The organism is Rossellomorea pakistanensis (genome assembly GCF_016908495.1).
In the GTDB taxonomy this organism is placed as follows: Bacteria; Bacillota; Bacilli; order Bacillales; family Bacillaceae_B; genus Rossellomorea; species Rossellomorea pakistanensis.
In genome coordinates, this window is the sequence record NZ_JAFBDZ010000001.1 from 973,000 (window position 1) to 991,278 (window position 18,279).

The window sequence follows — 18,279 nt, forward strand, 5'->3', positions numbered from 1 at the left end:
TTTGAGGTTTTTACTTTGGTTAATTCTTTAAAGTATGGAGTGAATGTACATGTATAAAGGAAAAATTATTAAATTTTATCGCCAGAAAGCTAAATTAACACAACAGCAGCTTGGATATGGGATTTGCTCTAATACACATGTCAGTAAAATTGAACGTAGGATGACAGATTATTCTCCAGAGCTCACCTTGCTGCTTTCTAAACGGCTTGGAATAAATATTGAAGAGGAGGTAGAGCGATATAAAAATATAAAGAGGCTACTTCATTGTTGGCATGATGCGATGATTAAGCAACGAAATGAAGATATTGAAACGATTAAAGACAAGCTAGAGAAAGAACCATTAATACAGATCAGTGACTCTCAAATTCTTTATGAACTGCTGAGGGCGAGATATTATCTTCTACATCATGATCTAAAACAGACTGACAAAATCATAAAAGATATACAAAAGAAACATAAACATTTGCCTCCCTACGAGAGAAACTTACTAAAACATCTTTTAGGTATTTATTACTTGTCTAGAAAGGATGTGGTAAAAGCATTTACTATTTTAAAAACGATTAACGGTGAGGATTACGACAATGCAGAGTATTATCTAACTTTAGCTACTGCCTCCCTTGCAGTCAATTCAAAGGTAACGGCTTATTACTATGCAGAAAAATCGTTGCAATTTTTTATTAAAAGCAATAATTTCCTTAAAGCAATTGATGCAGAAATGATTATGTTAATGACACAGGAAAGTGACGGACACCGTGATTTTCAAAAAAAAGTCGAGCACTATCAAGCTTTAATTCAAACTTCCGAACTGTGCCATGCACTTGATAAGAAGGCACGGCTGCTTCATAACTTAGCATATGAATACTATAGTAGAAACGAATATGAAGCGGCCAAACGACAATACGAACAAGCAATGGTTCTGAAAGAAAAAAAATCAGCCGTATACTTAATCTCCCTGGAAGGGTTCATCCGCAGCTGCCTTGAAGGAAATTTATTATCGAAAAATGAATTAGTAAAACATATCCACGAGGGATTATTGATTGCAAGGGAGAGTAATGAATATTTATATACCATCTGTTTCAAGCTTCTTCTCTATTTGATCAACAATCATCAGACTCAATATTATAGCTACCTATGCACTAACGCTTTACCGTACTTTAAAAAGTGTGGTTATGTAACGTTAGTACAGCGATATGAAAAAGAACTCTTCCATTATTATTTAAAAACCGACGAAACCGATAAAGCTCTTGAACTGGCAACAAGAGTAATAATGGATTAAATGGATAAGGGTTACGTATAAACTAAAAGGAAAATTGGACTATTCTGTTTGAATTGTTTCAGCTCCAATTCTTGATTTTGTTCGTATCGTATGGAGCACCTTTATTATCTTTATAAAGTTTCAATGATTTGAATATCTTCAGAGTCATATTAAGCAGAAAAGATCTTGGTTAGTCGTTCTTCAAATCATGTTAAAGCCTTCGTTTCCATTTGACATTCCGTCTAACTCCTTCTTATGGCTCACGCAAAATTGTACATAACAAGGTACAATTCTTTTTCATGGAAAAACCCTCCTATTTGTTCTATTGAATCATGGAGATTCATTTAAACGTCCTTTCCCAAAAAACGCCAGGAATATCATCCTGGCATTTTTGGTGTTTTTGCTAATTTCTTGTTTCAAGCCCAATGGAGCTGAATAATTTTTCCAATGTAACCTTGCCTAGTTTTTCTTTTGGCTTTTTATTCTCTTTGGCATCAGGTCCTTTTTCCAAGAAATTTTTCTCGATGAATCGAAGATCTATTTCATCTACTTTTCCGTCTTGGTTAATGTCTCCCTTGTTAACTCCTACATTTTCTTTTCCGTATGAGAAAACGGAGATGATTGCATCTTGGATATCAACCATCTTGTCGCCATTGACATCACCTGCATCGCTTTTGTCCATATTTACTGACATTCGTACACCGGCTAAATCTCCATCGATGTTTTTCACTACTTTCGTCGTTACTTTGCTTGAGAGATGGCCTGGTATCTTCACATAGATTTCATACTCTTTTTCTGATAACGGAAGGTTATCGATTGTAAAGTATCCATTATCCGAAATTTCGGATGCTTCGTAGGTTTCACCATCTGCCGCTTTTGCATATACTTTCACTCCAAGCTTAGAATAGTCAATCGAATAATCCAATTGTCCATTCTCTTTATAGAAAGCTTCAGGTTTAATAAATCCATTCACAACAGAGTGTCCAGCTAGAATCGTAAATGACTTGTCTTTAAATACACGAATAATGGAAGGACTAGAATCTGATGTTTTCTTATACTTAAAAGAACTCGTTTCAAATGTCAAGTCCTCTGGGGCGTAGTATTCGTCACCAATGACTTTAAACGTGATATCTAAAAATGGAAGATCTTTATCGATTTTCAACTCATTTTGGTCAATCGAAGCCCCTACCTTAACATTCCCTGCTGTGACTGTCGGCTCATCCAGTTTTACTTTTACACCTTTTTGCTCTGCATATTGCTTGAATGCCTCATTGACTTTGACATGTTCAAATTCAAAGAAACTTTTAATAAAAGGGACGCTGAATTCCCCGGAGACGAGCTGCTGAATATTGTTCAAAGTCAATGTCATGGTTATATCGTCACCCAGACGAACCTTTTCCTTATCGTAACTAGATACCGCATATTCCGTTCCTTCTTTTATGAACTTGTAGTTCTTTATGCCCTCTGGATATCCTACGGATGCTGTAGCATTATCGAAAACAAATAAGTTGGAATCCAAATATGACCTCTCGTCTATTCTTTCCTTCATTGCAGGGAATCTAAAGTTTCCTTCCGCATCTGCATTAAGGAAACCATGATTATAAAACGAGTACTCCCACCAAAGCAAACCGTTTCTAGATTGATCGATATCTACTCCTTTCTCTTTGAGCGCATCGACTGTCGAATCATATACATTCCCATGTACCCATACAGCAGGACCATCATAACCCGCTTCTTTCGTATACATCGATTCATTCACTTCATAAAGTCCCGGTTCCATATCTAGCTCGACTTTCGGTGGCGTATTGTCAATCATAACAATCGCGTCCTTACTGTGAGGTTTACCTTGCTCATCATACCCAATCATTTCGAACGTATAATCACCTTCCGGCAGTTTCACCTTTTTATCCGAAATGGGCTGCGAAGGATCATTGGTGAATGGGAATACCTCCCCTTTAAAAATTTGATCGCCCCAATAATCAATACCTGTCATTAAATGGCTTGCATCCATGGTTCCCATAAATCCAATTGCTTCTCCGGATTTTCCATCTCTCACCAACATATCAATTGTTTTTAGTGGGCTAGATAATTTGACGATTGCATTGGTATATGGCGTATAATACGGATGTATCTTCGAATCATTCGCAATCATCGGTCTTGTCAATACCATCTTCTCAAATCCTTTGTCTATCACACGGATGGAAAACGGGATTTGATAATTCTCTTCTTCATTTTTCGAATTGACAAGGTGAATGTATCCTTCATACCGTCCAAATTCGGCATGTTCTGAAACACGAATCGTCGGCTCAATTTCTGCGGATTTACCTGCTTCTACTGAAACCGTTTCGGGTATCGTTACTTCTACCCCATTTTTGCCGGCATCTTGAATTTGTCCATTAGCCGGTAAAAATTCAACATTTGTGATAAATTCCTGCCCATCTTTTTCATTGCGGTTTTCAATAACAACTTTTCTGCTGTCTTCAATTTGTCCTTCTTCCTCTTTAAAATGACTGCCAAAAGCAATGGAACCCGTTTCTTCATCAATTTCGACAAGGACGCCATTTTGTTCATTTATCGTTTTGTCCATAACCTTCACTAATGTATCTGCATGGACTGCCTCATACGCATCAATTCTTCCTGCACCAATTTCATTGACAGAATAGTGCCCATTCATTTTATCAGCTGTGTTCATTAATGCTTCTTTCACTTCGAAAGGTGTATATTCGGGATGTGCTTGTAAAATGAGCGATGCTGTTCCTGCTGCATGAGGCGAAGCCATTGAAGTTCCATTAAGGCGGCCATAAGCTATATCGTAATTTTCCCCGTCTTGCGGATCATTTAAATATTCGGGAATCGTCGAGAAGATCGCCACACCTGGTGCTACGACATCTGGTTTAATGTCCTCATTCCCGTTAGCAGGACCTCTCGAACTAAATTCCGCTAGGTGATCTCCTTCTGTCTTGACGCTGCCTAACGATTCGAAGGTCATTTCATTTTGTGATTTCAAACGTTCACCGTCAGCTTTTGATAGTCGGAAAGATGGAATATAATTCGTCCCTTCCCCAAGAAAAGCTTCTATTTCACCATCCACATTGTTATACACAATCGCGGCTTTAGCACCGGCTGATTTTGCATTTTGCACTTTTTCATCAAACGTAATGCTGCCACGTTGAATGAGTGCTACTTTACCAGCTACATCTTTTTGATTAAAATCGGCTTTTGTCCCTATTCCAACTTCAACAATCGGAAGGGTCAAATTCTTTAGATCTTCTAAGTGATCTGTGTAATTTCGTGCTAACAGCTGCATGTCAGTTATCGTTTGGTCCCCTGCACTTGCAGTAAACGTCGGAATGTTTAATGACACATCGCTCGCGCCGACTGAAATCCCCAGTGCAGCTGCGCCTGGAGATCCGAGTGTTTTTTCACCAGGTCCTTCGTTTCCTGCTGCAACGACCGCAACAACTCCTGAGAGCATCGCATTATTAATGGCAATCGATGTCGGATTGAGGGGATCATTGACACTGGATCCCAACGACAAGTTGATAACATCCATTCCATCTTTCACCGCCTTGTCAATACCTGCCATGACGGCAGTGGTCGATCCTCTTCCATATGGACCCAATACACGGTACGCATAAAGATCAACCCCCGGAGCTACCCCTTTTACGGCTGATGCCGAGCTGTTTTCTTTTGATCCAGCGATAGACCCGGCTACATGTGTTCCATGGTATGTATAGTAACTGGAACCCATGAATTCAGGCTGCCCTGAATCCTTCCACTCCTGATAAGTCGCCTCCATCGGATCTGAATCATTATCGACAAAATCGTATCCGCCTTTATAAGAGCCTTTTAAATCTGGATGGTTATAGTCAATACCTGAGTCAATAACCCCTACTTTAATTCCTTCACCTGTAATATTCTCTTCGTGAAGCTTGTCCGCACCGATTTGAGGCAGGCTGTCATCAACCCTTGTTGAAGTGGCTGACTTCACTACATTCGACTCTTTTGGGAGTTCGATGCTCACTTCTTGATCCTTCCAAATCCGTTCGACCACTCCTGTACTGAGAAGCTCTTGTACTGCCGTTCCCGGTAATGTCATCGCAACACCGTTGAATGCCTCATGGTATTGTCTCGTGATTTTGGCATCCTCCATTTTTTCTACTTTTGTTCTATTCAGACTTTTTACTTTTTTCCATTCTTTTTTGAACGTGTCGTGTTCTTTTTTTGCTTGATTGGTTGCGGTAGAAAGAGACATTTTTTTCCCTTTCAAGGCTTGCTTTGCGACCTCCACCTCTGCAGGAGCCTGCTTAAATTCAACAATAACGTTGACTAATTCAGGGCTCTTCTGGTTTATCTCCGGTGAAATGATGAACCCAGGTGTGATTTCTAGTTCTTTCAGTGCTTTCCTTTGCTGATCCGTTAAATTCATTAACATCTTTTCTATATTTTTCGGTTTATTCTGAAAATTACCCTCAGCAATCGCTCCAGATGGAACACCTGCTGAAACTAACAAACTAGCAATTAAAGTGCCAGTAAAAATATGTTTCATTTTACCTATATTCATAACGTTCCCCCTGATCGTTATTATTCGATAAACGCTAAATTTACACCTTTTAACACGTGATATAAGAGATATACAATCAACTAACAAATAGAACGTTTCAAAAACAAATGGGTACCCTAATTCAGATTTTATATAACATTCTATGGAGCGGCAATGGGGGGATTTTTTCTGTAACATCAATGACTTTACGGTAAAAAAGATCTAATACACAGCATTTAATACAGTATCAGTAGATCATAATGTAGTAAAAAAGGATTAGTAGATTTCGAAGGTACCAGATAGGGGGGACTTTGCAAAAACTTGGTTGAAACGGAATAAAGATCTTAGAAGAAATAATATTTGATATAATACTATCCTCTAATGCAGTAACCTACATCATATTTTTCATTACATAAGTAGCGGGTAAAAGGACTAACAAGGCCCTATAAAATTCCCCTAAAATCGGACACCTAAGGAAGAGAACATTAAAACTGGATTAGCTTTAAGATCAATCCTTAAGGTATTATCTTATCTCAAATAGTATCCCCTAGATCTAAACAAAAAGTTTTGAGTCGGTTCATTATTATTAGTAAAGTCAATTGTTTAAAGCGTGGATTATCAAAAATTCTCTCTTTTTTTTTATTGTATTGTTACAAAAAAAGACGGTTCCCTTATTATGGAAACACGTCAATTTCTGATTTAGCTTCTTTAATCTTTTTTGAAATGTAATATAAATTGTGTTTCCAACAAGGTAATCTATACAGGCACCCATTATTTCTAATGTAATATGATTATATTGAAGGAGGGATGGCAATGCCTTGGCAACAAAAAATTAGATATTTAATAGGGCAACCTGTAGGGATTTCATTGACAAATGGGCAAGGTACGTCAGGCATATTGTGCGGTATATCTGGTACAAAGATTCTCGTTATTGAATACTTGTATCAAGCACAGTTCGCCCTAAAACAATACGATATTTTTATGATTCAGGATATTAACGGATTTCCACCTTGTCAGGACCAACAACCACTTTATTAACGAATACGTCCCTCTTTGGAGGGAATTGTTCTTTTTTTATCTTGCTTACATCACAAATGACATCAAATCTGAAACATTTGACTAACTATAAAATTAAACTCAATTCCTTTGTTTAGAGAATTGCATCCAATTCTTGGATAGGTAAAACCTATTGTTAATAAATTTGCCAAGAATCTCCACTACAAATATTCTGTTTTCTGGGTGTTAAAATGAACACTTCACAAAACTAATACACCGTTTCTAAAATCATCTCTCATGTTGAATTTCCTTGTAGACTATGGAGAACGATTTCTTGAACATCGAATTAAACCCTTAGGTTCTATTTCCTTACAAAGTCCTTTTACAGCTCTCTAAACTCTAGAACACTCCTTTGACTTTATCATCCACTTTTCATAACTTTCTTTTTTGTAGTCATCTAACTTAATTAACACAACAGCGAATTTCTTATTCAACAATCGCGCACGATCATTAAACAAAATAAGATAGAATACTAATAACTAATTATCGTCAGGGTATGAATGCTTACTATTAAGTAAAGATTTTAAATCACCTCTATAAAGAGTATCTTTTAACTCTTCGTATCTAAAAGGAATTAATGGTGAAAGATAGGGAACCCCAACAGACTTTAGATTTGTCATATATAAAATGAGTAGTGTTGTTCCAACAATTAAACCAGTGAATCCAAAAAAATTAGCTACTAGCAAAAAGAGGAAACGCATTGTCGTCGTTACATCTGCTAATCCCCTATAGATGGTGAGAAAGCTTGTTAAAAAAGTAATTCCTATGGTTATAAGTCCTGCTGGGTGGATGATTTTAGCCGTTACAGCTGTTTCACCAATAACAACTGCTGCAACCAAAGATAAAATAATAATTGAGCTTTTAGGAATACGGAAAGTAGTATCGAGAAAAATTCTTAATAAAAAGATCAATATCACCATTTCCCAAAAGGCAGTTAATAATTCACCATCAGTAAAAAATGACTTTACTACTTTTTTGGAATACTCATCTTGATGGAATTTTTCTAATGTTACATATATTGCTGGCAGATAAACAGATAAGAAAAAACCAAAAAAACGGATAAATCGGTTTGTAAATCGACCTGCTTTAAAATAATAATCATCAGGTGTTTGAAAGGAATCTATAAATAAGGAGGGTGTTATAATAACGAAAGGTGTACCATCTACAATAATTCCAACTTTTCCTTCATACAAAGATGATGCGAGAACATCCGGTCGTTCTGTTGTTTTGATTAAGGGAAAGATACTTTTCTGTCCTTCAATTACCTCTTCAATAATTCTGGATCCTAATATGTATTTTACTGAGAGTTTGTTAAGACGTGATTGAACTTTTTCTAACACTCCTTTATCGACGATTCCGTCCAGATAAATAACGGATAATTGTGTTTTTGAAATGAGTCCAACTTCTTTATTTTCTATATATAGCTTAGGGGATTTAATAAATGAACGTAGGATATTAATATTCGTTTTAAGTTTTTCTGTTAAACCAATAACGGGTCCTTTTGGTGCACGTTCGCCTATAGCTTCTTCAAGACTTCTTTCATTCCACTTTGCAGTATCCACAATAATTCCAATATCATTTTCTTCAAATAATATAGCTGTTTTGCCATTAACTAATGCATCGGTTATTTCCTGAAATGTTGTTCCCGTTTTTACATTAGCCGATTCAATAACTTCGCTGATTAAATTTATAATACCGTTTTTTTCAGGACTTTCTTTAGAATTAAGGATTGGTTTAATCACAAAGTCCTGCATAATATCCGAATCAATAATTCCATCAATATAAATAATAGCTGCATGTTCTGACTTTTCAATACCAAACTTTACCTTTCTCACGACTAAATCAGATGTTTGTTGAAATAAGTTTTTTATATGCTGGATATTGCCTTCAAGCTTCTTTCCGATATTATCCATTTTATACTCTCCTCAAGATTATAGAATTCAGCTTTATTATGTGAGGAGCTTATTTATTTATTCTTATATTGGACAAAATGGCTCGATGCATGAAAAAGCGATTCTCTTTGATTACAACTACTAATTTACGATGTTCAAATATTCTTTTAATGACCGTATCCCATCTTTGATGATTACCAATTCCTTCAAACGAATTCAAACGGACTTTCTTTGCTTCTGGTGCTATTAATTTAGCAATAAATACGTTCATTTCGTTATTAAATTCTTCATTTTCTTTACTCCCCCAAAAAAGCCATTATCCAAATGAGTCCAAAATTTGGAGAAATAAGATTATCTACAAAATATTCGACCTGGAATAACTCCTTCAATTACCGCTTTTACTTCTAAATGTCCATTATCATTTACTAAATCTTTGCACTTATAAAAATCACTTTTATTTCATTCGTGAAATCATACTTTATTTCTCCTCCTAACAGCATACCCCCTTTAACTAACCTACTTGTTTAGTTGAAGAAGAAAAGAAATTTCATTTTAATATATATTCTTGCATTAAGACAGGAGTTCATAACTATTTACGGAATTATAATCATAGGATGGTAAACATATGATAAACTTAGTTAAAGAATAACTTTCAACAGAAAGTGGAATAAATAAATGGGGGAGCAACAATGAAGAAATCTTTAACTGTGGCAGGACTTGGATTAGCATTAGCGATTGGTGGTTCGTATGCAATCTTTTCATACAAGGGAGAAAAAACAGAAGCAGCAACAACTACCAAACATGAAGCCACACAACAAGTTCCTAAAGTAAGCCAAGCTGAATTAACTAAAGCATCAAAAGACATTGGGGAAATTAAGAATGATGATGACGTCTACTACACGATGATAACCATAGCTCTCCAGAAGCTTAAGTTTCAAGGAGAAAAAAACTACCATATTCCAGGAACGCCTGATGTCAAAAGGCTTCAGTTAGATCTAGCTAACCTTCAATATTTGAAAAACAAGGCAGTTGCAATAAAGGCATCCGAACTTTATCAAAAAACCTTAGATAAATGGTTAAAAGGTGACTTCTCTAATATCGAAAATGACTATCTGACAATTAGGAGCATTAAAACCGGTACCACACAGCCAAGCGAAAGTCCAGTATTGAAAGTAAGAACTGCTGAAGAGGAACAGAAATACATCGAGCACTTCTTTGGCGAAGAAGGATTACAAATTAATAAAAGAGATTGGCAATAATCTATAAAGCTAGGCTCTGGGTCCTCCCAGGGCTTATTTTTTGCCTATATCATAAATAAATATTTTATTAATTAAAAAACAAAAAAAGAACCTTAACAGTCCTAAATATTCCTCATATTAAAAAACATAACTACTTTCCAAGATATTGTTTCTAGCATACTTAATTGATAAGGTCTGAAAGCTTTTTCTGAATTACCCATTTCTTTCAAACTTACTAAATATACTCTGTGAGTTTTTGTAAATGCTTCTGCAAAATAATCATCTGTTTCATTAAATTCTGAGTAGTGGGTAAGTTGCACAAAGTGGTTCTCCTTCTCCTTTTATAAATACTTCAAAATTCCCATGAGATGTACTAATTAAAGTTTTAGTCCATTTATTCATAAGGCCCCCACTATGCTTTATTTGTTAATGTTTTAATTCTATTAATTGAAATCGAAAACCTTTTGAATAAAAAAACCTTCATATAGTGGACAAAAAATAAGCTATTTAAAGACAAAAGGAGCGCAATTCAAGGATAGCGTCCTTAAACAGAAGGCTCAATTTCAAGATAATCATATAAGACAATAATAATAGTCTTCTACTATTGCACAAGTGATATAGTTTAAACTTTTCCTTAATGTAAATTTTTTTCGCTGGATACCAAGTCCTGTCACATTTTTTTATCATTTCTCATTTTCAACAGAGGTAAATTAATGTTTATATTCTTTGTTGACATTTTATATAGTATCATTTATTTTAATATTAAATGAACCGTTCATTCATTTTTAAATTTGTTTTGTTTTTTCATTAAGTAATGAATTTATTAATGGGGGTTATACTTATGAACAAAGCAGGGGTAGCATTTAAAAAAGGTAATTGGGAAAAAGCAATTGTGATTGGTGGAGGAATGGCTGGACTACTCTCTGCAAGAGTACTTTCTGATTATTATGCAGAAGTGCTTATCATTGAAAAAGATGATCTACCTGTGAAACCCGAAATTCGTGCAGGCACTCCTCAAGCTTTTCATCCACATCGATTTACACCTCGAGGTAAAATGATAATGGAGCGGCTCTTCCCTGGATTTAATGATAAAATACTGTCTTGCGGCGCCCCATCCACACAGAATAAAATGATTCACCAGACCAATCAATATGGCTCCCTTGTAATGCCCAATACAGAAAATGATGCAACATTCAGCAGAGCTCTACTTGAGTGGGTATGTCGTCAACACGTGATGGGGATTTCCAATATTAAGTTTCTTACAAAGGTTGACGTAATTGGCTTGCTTATGTCATCAGATCAAGCAACTGTAACTGGTGTCCATGTACGAGAACGAGAACAACTAGGTCAACAGAAAACACTGGGTGCAGACATAGTCATTGATACTAGTGGCCGTTCCTCTAAATTGGCAAAATGGCTTAAGGATCTCGGATTTGATGTTCCAAATCCCGATATTCTCAAAGTCACGCTTGGTTATAGCACTCGCCATTACAAGATTCCCTCTCACTTTTCAGTAAAATGGGATGTTATTCGAATTGCAGGAGACCCGTCCAATAAGACTTTAACCGGGGTATTTTCCACCATTGAGAATAACATAGCTGAAACAGTCCTTTATTGTCCAGGCGGGCATTATCCAACCACGAATGTCGATGAGTATGAACAAGAGGTTGCAAGACTTGCCGATCCATTAATATCAGAAGTATTGCAAGAGCTTGAACCAATTACAGCTCCTAGAGGTTATAGAATTACTGAATTATTCCGTCATCATTTTGAAGAAATGGAGCGATGGCCATCAGGATTGTTGGTATTAGGAGATGCTTTCTGCAATTTTGATCCGATTTTTGGCCAAGGAATTACAATGGCTGCAATAGAAGCAGAAATGTTAGAATGCTGCTTACGTGAACAACGTAAGCATCCCTTGCCTTATTTTGAACGTAACATACTCCAAAAAATGAATGAAATTGTTGAACCTGCCTGGTGGTTGAATTGTGCTGCTGATCTACCATGGCAAGGAGTATCATATGAAGGCAAACAGCTGAAGGGTATTGAATTTGCTCAAAAATATTTTGCATTGTATATTAAACATGCTACTACCAAACGCAATTTTGAATTATATGGTTTATATTGGGCGGTGAATACTTTACTTTTACCATTAAATCAAATAGTTAATTCGCAAGTGATCTCTTCCATTCTTGCTTCTGAAGAGGAATCTTCCGAAAGCAAAGAATTGCTCTGTGAACTCTCAAAGGCATGTGGCCAGACACTTGAGGATCAATTGTCTCAGATTATCCCATCCTTTCCTCGGGCAGCCTTTGAACATTTGAATGCACAAAAATAATGAAAATTATCAGGAGTGAAACATCATTGCACCTTTAAACGAAGAACAGTTGAAGCAAATTCGTGATGAACGAAAAGAACAAATTATAGAAGCAGCCCTTAAGGTTTTTGCTCGAAGAGGAATTATAGGCACGAAAATGAGTATGATTGCTAGTGAAGCTGGGATAAGTGCTGGGCTTCTCTACCGCTATTTTAATTCCAAAGATGAACTTTTTACTACACTCGTTCAGCAAGCAATAGAAGAATCTATTGCTGGCATCAAGAGCATCTATCAACTACCTGGATCCCCATTAGATAAAATAAAGGCATTAACCGCTGAGATACTTCATGAGGGTTCCCAACTTTATTTCATGTTAATGCATCACGCTCGTACGTCTGACGAAGTACCCATAGCTGCCAAAAAGCTTATGGAGGAGAATACAATGCAGACTTACATCGACATATTGGAACCCCTATTCATTGCAGGACAGAAGAAAGGGGAACTTGCAGAAGATAATCCTAGCGAACTAATATCATGCTATTTATCCATTCTTTCCGGGCTAATGACGCTGAATATTCAGGGAGATGAAAATTATCAAATGCCAAAAGTCGATTTATTATTAAGATTTATAGTAAGGTCTTTTTAACTATGAAAAGCACAAGGCGCTAGTCCTTCGGCAACGAAAACGAGGCTGTAGATGAAATCCTTTTGGTTAATTACCCCGAGTTCTAACACTTTTATAACACCCATAATTCTAAAAGTGTATCCAGAACCTAAACATGTTTCTTATAAAATCCGATAAAAAACTACCTTCAAAACGGTGGCGAAACTATGGTAGTTCGATAGTTTGAAGCATTCCCATTTTAACCAAGAGGCAATAATCCTCTTGGTTTTTTGGTAGAAATCTTTTTAACTAAACTTCCCATTATCTCAATATCAATTATTTCAAATCCCATCACCTTCACAACCTTGTTCAATAATATGGCCCTTATCATGCAAAATAGGCGCAGATCCTTATTCCGGAAATGCGCCCGAACATTGAGATATATAAAAAGTTAGAGGATCTTTACATAAATTCTACTTGTTTTGGTCTACACTTATTCAACTTTCAAGCTCTTTTGCAGCTTACGAATGTATATGATCTGGCCAATATGATAAGCGTTATGGGTGGTGACATTTCCAATGACGGCCCACCATTTAGCAGGTACAGAAAAGCCTATCACATCGTCTTCCATTTTTTCTTCAGATAATAAGTCTTGCCAATTCAACAAGACCTCTAAAAGACGTCCCTTCAATTGATCAAACCTGACATTTTCGGGTACTACAAAACTCTTATTATTATTTTCTAACGAAGAGACGGCATTAGCATGAGATTTTTGGTATCTTATCTGCCATGTTTCATTCCAATAAAGCAGGTGTTGCACAATTTCAGCAATATTATTGCAATTTCCGTTAGGCTTCCAAAAAGCTTCTTCTTCTCTAAGGTTTTCGACTGATTCGGAAAACGGAAGGTACCAGCTAGGATCATTGGCATTGGCTAATAATTGATCAGACAATAACTCTTTTGCATGAATCATATTTCACACTCCGATTGTTTCATTTTTAAATCTTATACTAAAGTGCACTTCTCTTTCTTCAAGAGTTACCGAGTTGTTCCGCCAAACCGATTAGAAGTCCTTCGGGTCCACGAATGTAGCAGAGCCGATACGAGTTCTCGTACTGAACCACTTCGCCAACAAGCTGAGCACCATAATTAGTGAGTCTGGATACCATTTCGTCAATGTCTTCTACGGTGAACATGACGCGTAGATAACCGAGGGCGTTTACAGGAGCAGTGCGGTGATCTGATATAGTAGGTGGGGTGAGAAATCGTGAAAGTTCAAGTCGGCTGTGGCCATCTGGGGTAACCATCATAGCAATCTCTACGCACTGTGAGCCCAATCCGGTTACGCGACCAGCCCATTCACCTTCGACAGTGGCTCTCCCTTCGAGGTTCAAGCCAATCTCCTCGAAAAAAGAAATTGCGTCATCAAGGGATTCTACAACGATGCCGACATTGTCCATTCTTAGTAATTTGTTTTTTGCCATAGTTTTATCTCCTTATGTGTAAAAATTTTTATCTGATCATCTTCATAATTATTCTATTAAAAAGTTACAAATTCCTTCCAAACTAAAAACAACTTGTCACAGGTCATGATAACAAAGAAAAGTCGCAGTATAGGAAAATGTGAAATTGAGTTTCGGGGTGTCATATAACATCTTGTTAACGAACAACACTTCGTAAACCCTCTACTATTGGAATATTCGCGAACCTTTTTTCGTGAATGCCATCATGTTCAAATAGTTTCAAAAATTCGATACCGTAGTTGCTATTCGATAAAACAACTTCGACTTCCCCACAAAATATTCTTGGCCCGTTTGTTGAATAGAGGACTGGCGTTTTTTAAAACAATTTTTTGTCACTTAACAGAACCAATTCTTCAACTGAAAAAGTTTCTAATAAAAATTCAACACCCCTAATTGAAGATGTGTCTGTTGTAAAGTTTGCACCGAGGAATTTGGTTGGAGTCACTTTGCTGGTCTATCTTACAGAACATCATTGATAGGTCGATTACAAAAATCGGCACCTCCAGAGATCCTAGAGGTGCCTGCCTATACTTCTATATCTTTAAAATATTTCATTAGGACATCTTCCACACTTTCAAGATGTCCGAGCATTAATTGCTGTGCTCTCTTACTATCTTTTTGCTTGATTGCCTCATAAATACTTAGGTGCTCTTGATACAGACGCTCGAGCGTCGATTGTTTAGAATAAAGCCAAAGCCTACGTGTTTCACGCATCGTTGTAACCATCATTTCTGAGACATTATTCATGAGACCAATTAACAACTCATTTTGTGACGCCTTTGCAATCGCCATATGGAAACGAAAATCGGCTTCTTCACCTAATTCTTCATCACTTGCCTTTTCCATTTGCTCTAAGGCCACTTGGATCTCCATTAATTGTTCGTCGGACCTTCTTAACGCTGCCGCTTCTACTGCCCCTACTTCTAAAATACGACGAACTTCTAGTAAGTTTTTCACATCATCTTTCTTCATTAAAACGGCAATGTAGACAGGTAATGAAAGCATTTTCGAATCAAATTCACGAATATACGTTCCTTCTCCCTGGTGCATTTCCACTAACCCCATTGCCCTAAGCGCACTTAGCGCCTCACGAACCGCTGAACGGCCAACATGAAAATTTTCGGCAAGCTGCTGAACCGAATCAAGCTTGTCCCCTGATTTTAATTGTCCAGATTTAATCATATCGATTAAAGCCTCAGCTACTTCTTCATATATTTTCCGCGGTTTTATTCGCTTATAATTCAACAGTCCTCACCTCATTATCTATCTGTATAAATTCTACAGTATTATGAATCAAGCGACAATGTTAAGGAATGTATTATTAAACAGGTACTCCAGAAAATATAGGAGAAAAGTTAATTTTTCCTATACATACTTAAAGATAGACTGAAGCACTCCCCGCTTCTACCTACCTTATTTTCTTTACTTTTACTACTCTCAACGATGGGCATAGACCATTAGATTTGTAGAGTTACTAGTTCAGCTATCCCTCTTCATGGAAGTAGTTATTATCTTGAGTTTAGTTGTATTATCACTGTAGACGGAACTCCCCCCAAATATCACTCACCCGAATCAATCGAAAACTTAGTCAATCCTAATGAATACAGTAGGCAATTTACATCTTTTCCACTTAAATTTGGAAACCACTAGAAAACAGATGAGAAAATGTAATTTCCTTACATTGAAAATCTATCACTTTCTCACCTTCCCTACGTACAGCAATTGAAATTATTTCACCATTAATCGGATGGAAGGTATAGTAGAGATAATTTTCATCCATTATTCTTTCTCCGTGAACAGGTACTACAAATGACAATGGTGGAAGTGAAAATCCTTTCCCAACCGCTTTCATTACAGCTTCTTTACGTGTCCAAACTCTGTAAAATGCCTCTACCTTCTTGTCAGAGGATTTCTCTGCTTCGACAAGCATTTGCTCCTGAGATACAAAAACTATAGGCATTACATCTAGAGGATTTTTGGTCATACTCTCAACATCAATACCTACCTCGTTAAAAGAAGAAATCACACAGGTAACAATTCTTTTTGAATGTGACAAGTTAAAAAATAGTGGCTCTTTTCTTATTTCATCGACATACTTTGGATGTAAATATAACTTTCCATATTGATTCTTTTCAAAAGCGACCATCTCCGGTTGGATCTCTAACATCTGCCCTAGTAACTTTTTCAATAGCAATCTTCCAGTGTAAAATTCAACCTTCTTTTGATTTACTAAATACCTTCTATAGATCGTTCTTTCTTCTTTATCTAATATATCTAAATCGAATATCCATTCTGATAGGTTTATCTCCTCAGGTATTTGTACCCAGTATACATTTAGTGTTGACTCTACTTTCATTTCATTGACACCCACTCCTAATTGAGTTCCAATCACTTCTTCCTTCCATCAATAATACAACTTGATCTTCCCATCAAAATTCTCTTTTTTTTCCATGATAGGGGAATGTTACAGAAACACCTGATTTCCCATCAATACTGTGTAATACACAGTCAAAATAACTGATCAAAGGAGAAAAAATTTCCTGTATATGGATTGCTTGTCCATCACATCCTTATACCACTTGTTTTTGTTGTTGTTCTAACTTTTTTGTAATACTCATAAACGGGATATGTACAACAATTTTCAGTATCATACCAATCCCAAAGAAAATAACAGCATATAATAATGTATCCAAGCTAAATAAATAACCAAAAATCAGAAATCCAATCAATCTTCCTAACCCATTTAACACCATCATTCCCGCTCCATATCGACCAAATAATTCTCTTGGAACCACCGTTTGATAAAATGAAGCAAAAAAGACCAGATAAAAACTAAATGCTAAGAAAAGCAGGAAACTAATCAGACCAAAAAATAACACAGGATAATATTCATTTTCTTTTAATATCTGTATAAAATCCGGATTACCTAAAAATAATAACGGAATAATAGGTACACACATACCTAGGATTCCTATTCCTATATTGTTGGCTACTCCGAATTTCTTCATAGGCGGTACAATGAAGATAGCAAGGATCGCACCAATTGTAGAAATACTTTCTACGATACCATAATCTGTTTCCTTCCCACCTAATACCGTTACTATGATAAAAGGAAAGCCCAGTAAGATAAACGGATACATAAAAAAGTGAGTTAAAAATGCATTGGAAACAATCGAAGTTAATCGTCTATCTATAAAAAATACTTTAAATCCATCCCATACATCTTTAAATAAATTCATTTTTCTAACTATTACACTTTCTACCTTTGGGATAACCATAAAGAAGATTGCTAGAGCAGAGATCAAAAAAGTAAATCCGTTAAACAATAAAACAGGTCCTATTCCTACCAAGCTATAAACTAGGGTTCCAAGAAAAGGGGCCAGGATTTTCATTGTTTCATTAATTGTTTTTTCAAATGAATTAGCATCAATAAGTTCTTCTTCTTTTACTACACTCGGTAGCAAAGATATAAATACAGGTCCATAACAGATTTCACAGGTAGATATAAATAAGACAGCGAAATAGATAAAAGGCATGGTGATCGTCTCATTTAAACTAAAAACAAATAAACTAATACAAAGCATACCTCGTAATACATCTAGTAGAATCATCCATTTTTTTTTGTTAAATCGATCCGCTAACACTCCAGCAATTGGACCTACGATAAGATATGGAACCATCCCTAGTGCTAAGACAGAAGCAAATTTCTCCGATGATCCGGTTAATTTCAAAACATATAGTGCGAGTGCTGTATTCAAAAAGAAGGTACCAAATAAAGATGTCGCTTCCGAAACAATTAATAATGCAAAACTACGCTGTCTAAATAATGAAAAATTCATCTTTCCATCTTC

At 36.2% G+C, this 18,279-nt stretch carries 13 protein-coding genes and 1 pseudogene; 5 read left to right on the plus strand and 9 right to left on the minus strand.

Going from position 1 to position 18,279, the window contains the following annotated elements:
* The first annotated feature begins 49 nt into the window (after positions 1-49).
* Positions 50-1,276, plus strand: coding sequence for a helix-turn-helix domain-containing protein (locus JOC86_RS04900; protein ID WP_205168632.1), 1,227 nt, complete (start codon positions 50-52; stop codon positions 1,274-1,276).
* 382 nt (positions 1,277-1,658) lie between these two features.
* Here JOC86_RS04900 and JOC86_RS04905 read toward each other — a convergent pair whose 3' ends face one another.
* Positions 1,659-5,819, minus strand: a complete 4,161-nt coding sequence (locus tag JOC86_RS04905) for a S8 family serine peptidase (RefSeq protein WP_205168633.1) — start codon at positions 5,817-5,819, stop codon at positions 1,659-1,661.
* Positions 5,820-6,611: 792 nt separating this feature from the next.
* Between JOC86_RS04905 and JOC86_RS04910 the strand changes: the two genes are divergently transcribed.
* A complete protein-coding gene (locus JOC86_RS04910) occupies positions 6,612-6,836 on the plus strand; it encodes a hypothetical protein (protein ID WP_205168634.1) in 225 nt (74 codons plus the stop codon).
* Between the two features lie 497 nt (positions 6,837-7,333).
* Here the strand turns inward: JOC86_RS04910 and JOC86_RS04915 are convergent, their stop codons facing one another.
* Positions 7,334-8,767 carry a spore germination protein gene (locus JOC86_RS04915; protein WP_205168635.1) on the minus strand — a complete coding sequence of 478 codons (1,434 nt, stop codon included), beginning with the start codon at positions 8,765-8,767 and terminating at the stop codon, positions 7,334-7,336.
* Between the two features lie 49 nt (positions 8,768-8,816).
* Positions 8,817-9,017, minus strand: coding sequence for a hypothetical protein (locus JOC86_RS25270; RefSeq protein WP_205168636.1), 201 nt, complete (start codon positions 9,015-9,017; stop codon positions 8,817-8,819).
* A 418-nt stretch (positions 9,018-9,435) separates the two neighbouring features.
* Here JOC86_RS25270 and JOC86_RS04925 point away from each other — a divergent pair, with 418 nt between their 5' ends.
* Positions 9,436-10,005, plus strand: a complete 570-nt coding sequence (locus JOC86_RS04925) for a DUF6241 domain-containing protein (RefSeq protein ID WP_205168637.1) — start codon at positions 9,436-9,438, stop codon at positions 10,003-10,005.
* A 143-nt stretch (positions 10,006-10,148) separates the two neighbouring features.
* Here the strand turns inward: JOC86_RS04925 and JOC86_RS04930 are convergent.
* Positions 10,149-10,386 (minus strand): annotated as a pseudogene (locus JOC86_RS04930) (alpha/beta fold hydrolase); the annotation flags it as partial.
* Positions 10,387-10,825: 439 nt separating this feature from the next.
* On the opposite strand from JOC86_RS04930, the gene JOC86_RS04935 reads away from it, so the two are divergent.
* Entirely contained in the window at positions 10,826-12,322 is a 1,497-nt protein-coding gene (locus JOC86_RS04935; protein ID WP_205168638.1) for an FAD-dependent oxidoreductase, read from the plus strand.
* Positions 12,323-12,347: 25 nt separating this feature from the next.
* A complete protein-coding gene (locus JOC86_RS04940; RefSeq protein WP_205170093.1) occupies positions 12,348-12,947 on the plus strand; it encodes a TetR family transcriptional regulator in 600 nt (199 codons plus the stop codon).
* Positions 12,948-13,398: 451 nt separating this feature from the next.
* Here JOC86_RS04940 and JOC86_RS04945 read toward each other — a convergent pair whose 3' ends face one another.
* From JOC86_RS04945 to JOC86_RS04965, 5 genes are all read right to left on the minus strand, one after another.
* On the minus strand, positions 13,399-13,878 hold the full coding sequence (locus tag JOC86_RS04945) for a DinB family protein (RefSeq protein WP_205168639.1): 480 nt from the start codon (positions 13,876-13,878) through the stop codon (positions 13,399-13,401).
* Between the two features lie 58 nt (positions 13,879-13,936).
* On the minus strand, positions 13,937-14,389 hold the full coding sequence (locus tag JOC86_RS04950; protein ID WP_205168640.1) for a VOC family protein: 453 nt from the start codon (positions 14,387-14,389) through the stop codon (positions 13,937-13,939).
* Between the two features lie 564 nt (positions 14,390-14,953).
* Positions 14,954-15,673, minus strand: a complete 720-nt coding sequence (locus JOC86_RS04955; RefSeq protein ID WP_205168641.1) for a FadR/GntR family transcriptional regulator — start codon at positions 15,671-15,673, stop codon at positions 14,954-14,956.
* A gap of 385 nt (positions 15,674-16,058) precedes the next feature.
* On the minus strand, positions 16,059-16,820 hold the full coding sequence (locus JOC86_RS24950) for a 4'-phosphopantetheinyl transferase superfamily protein (RefSeq protein WP_205168642.1): 762 nt from the start codon (positions 16,818-16,820) through the stop codon (positions 16,059-16,061).
* A 178-nt stretch (positions 16,821-16,998) separates the two neighbouring features.
* Positions 16,999-18,267, minus strand: a complete 1,269-nt coding sequence (locus tag JOC86_RS04965; RefSeq protein WP_205168643.1) for an MFS transporter — start codon at positions 18,265-18,267, stop codon at positions 16,999-17,001.
* Positions 18,268-18,279: the final 12 nt, after the last annotated feature.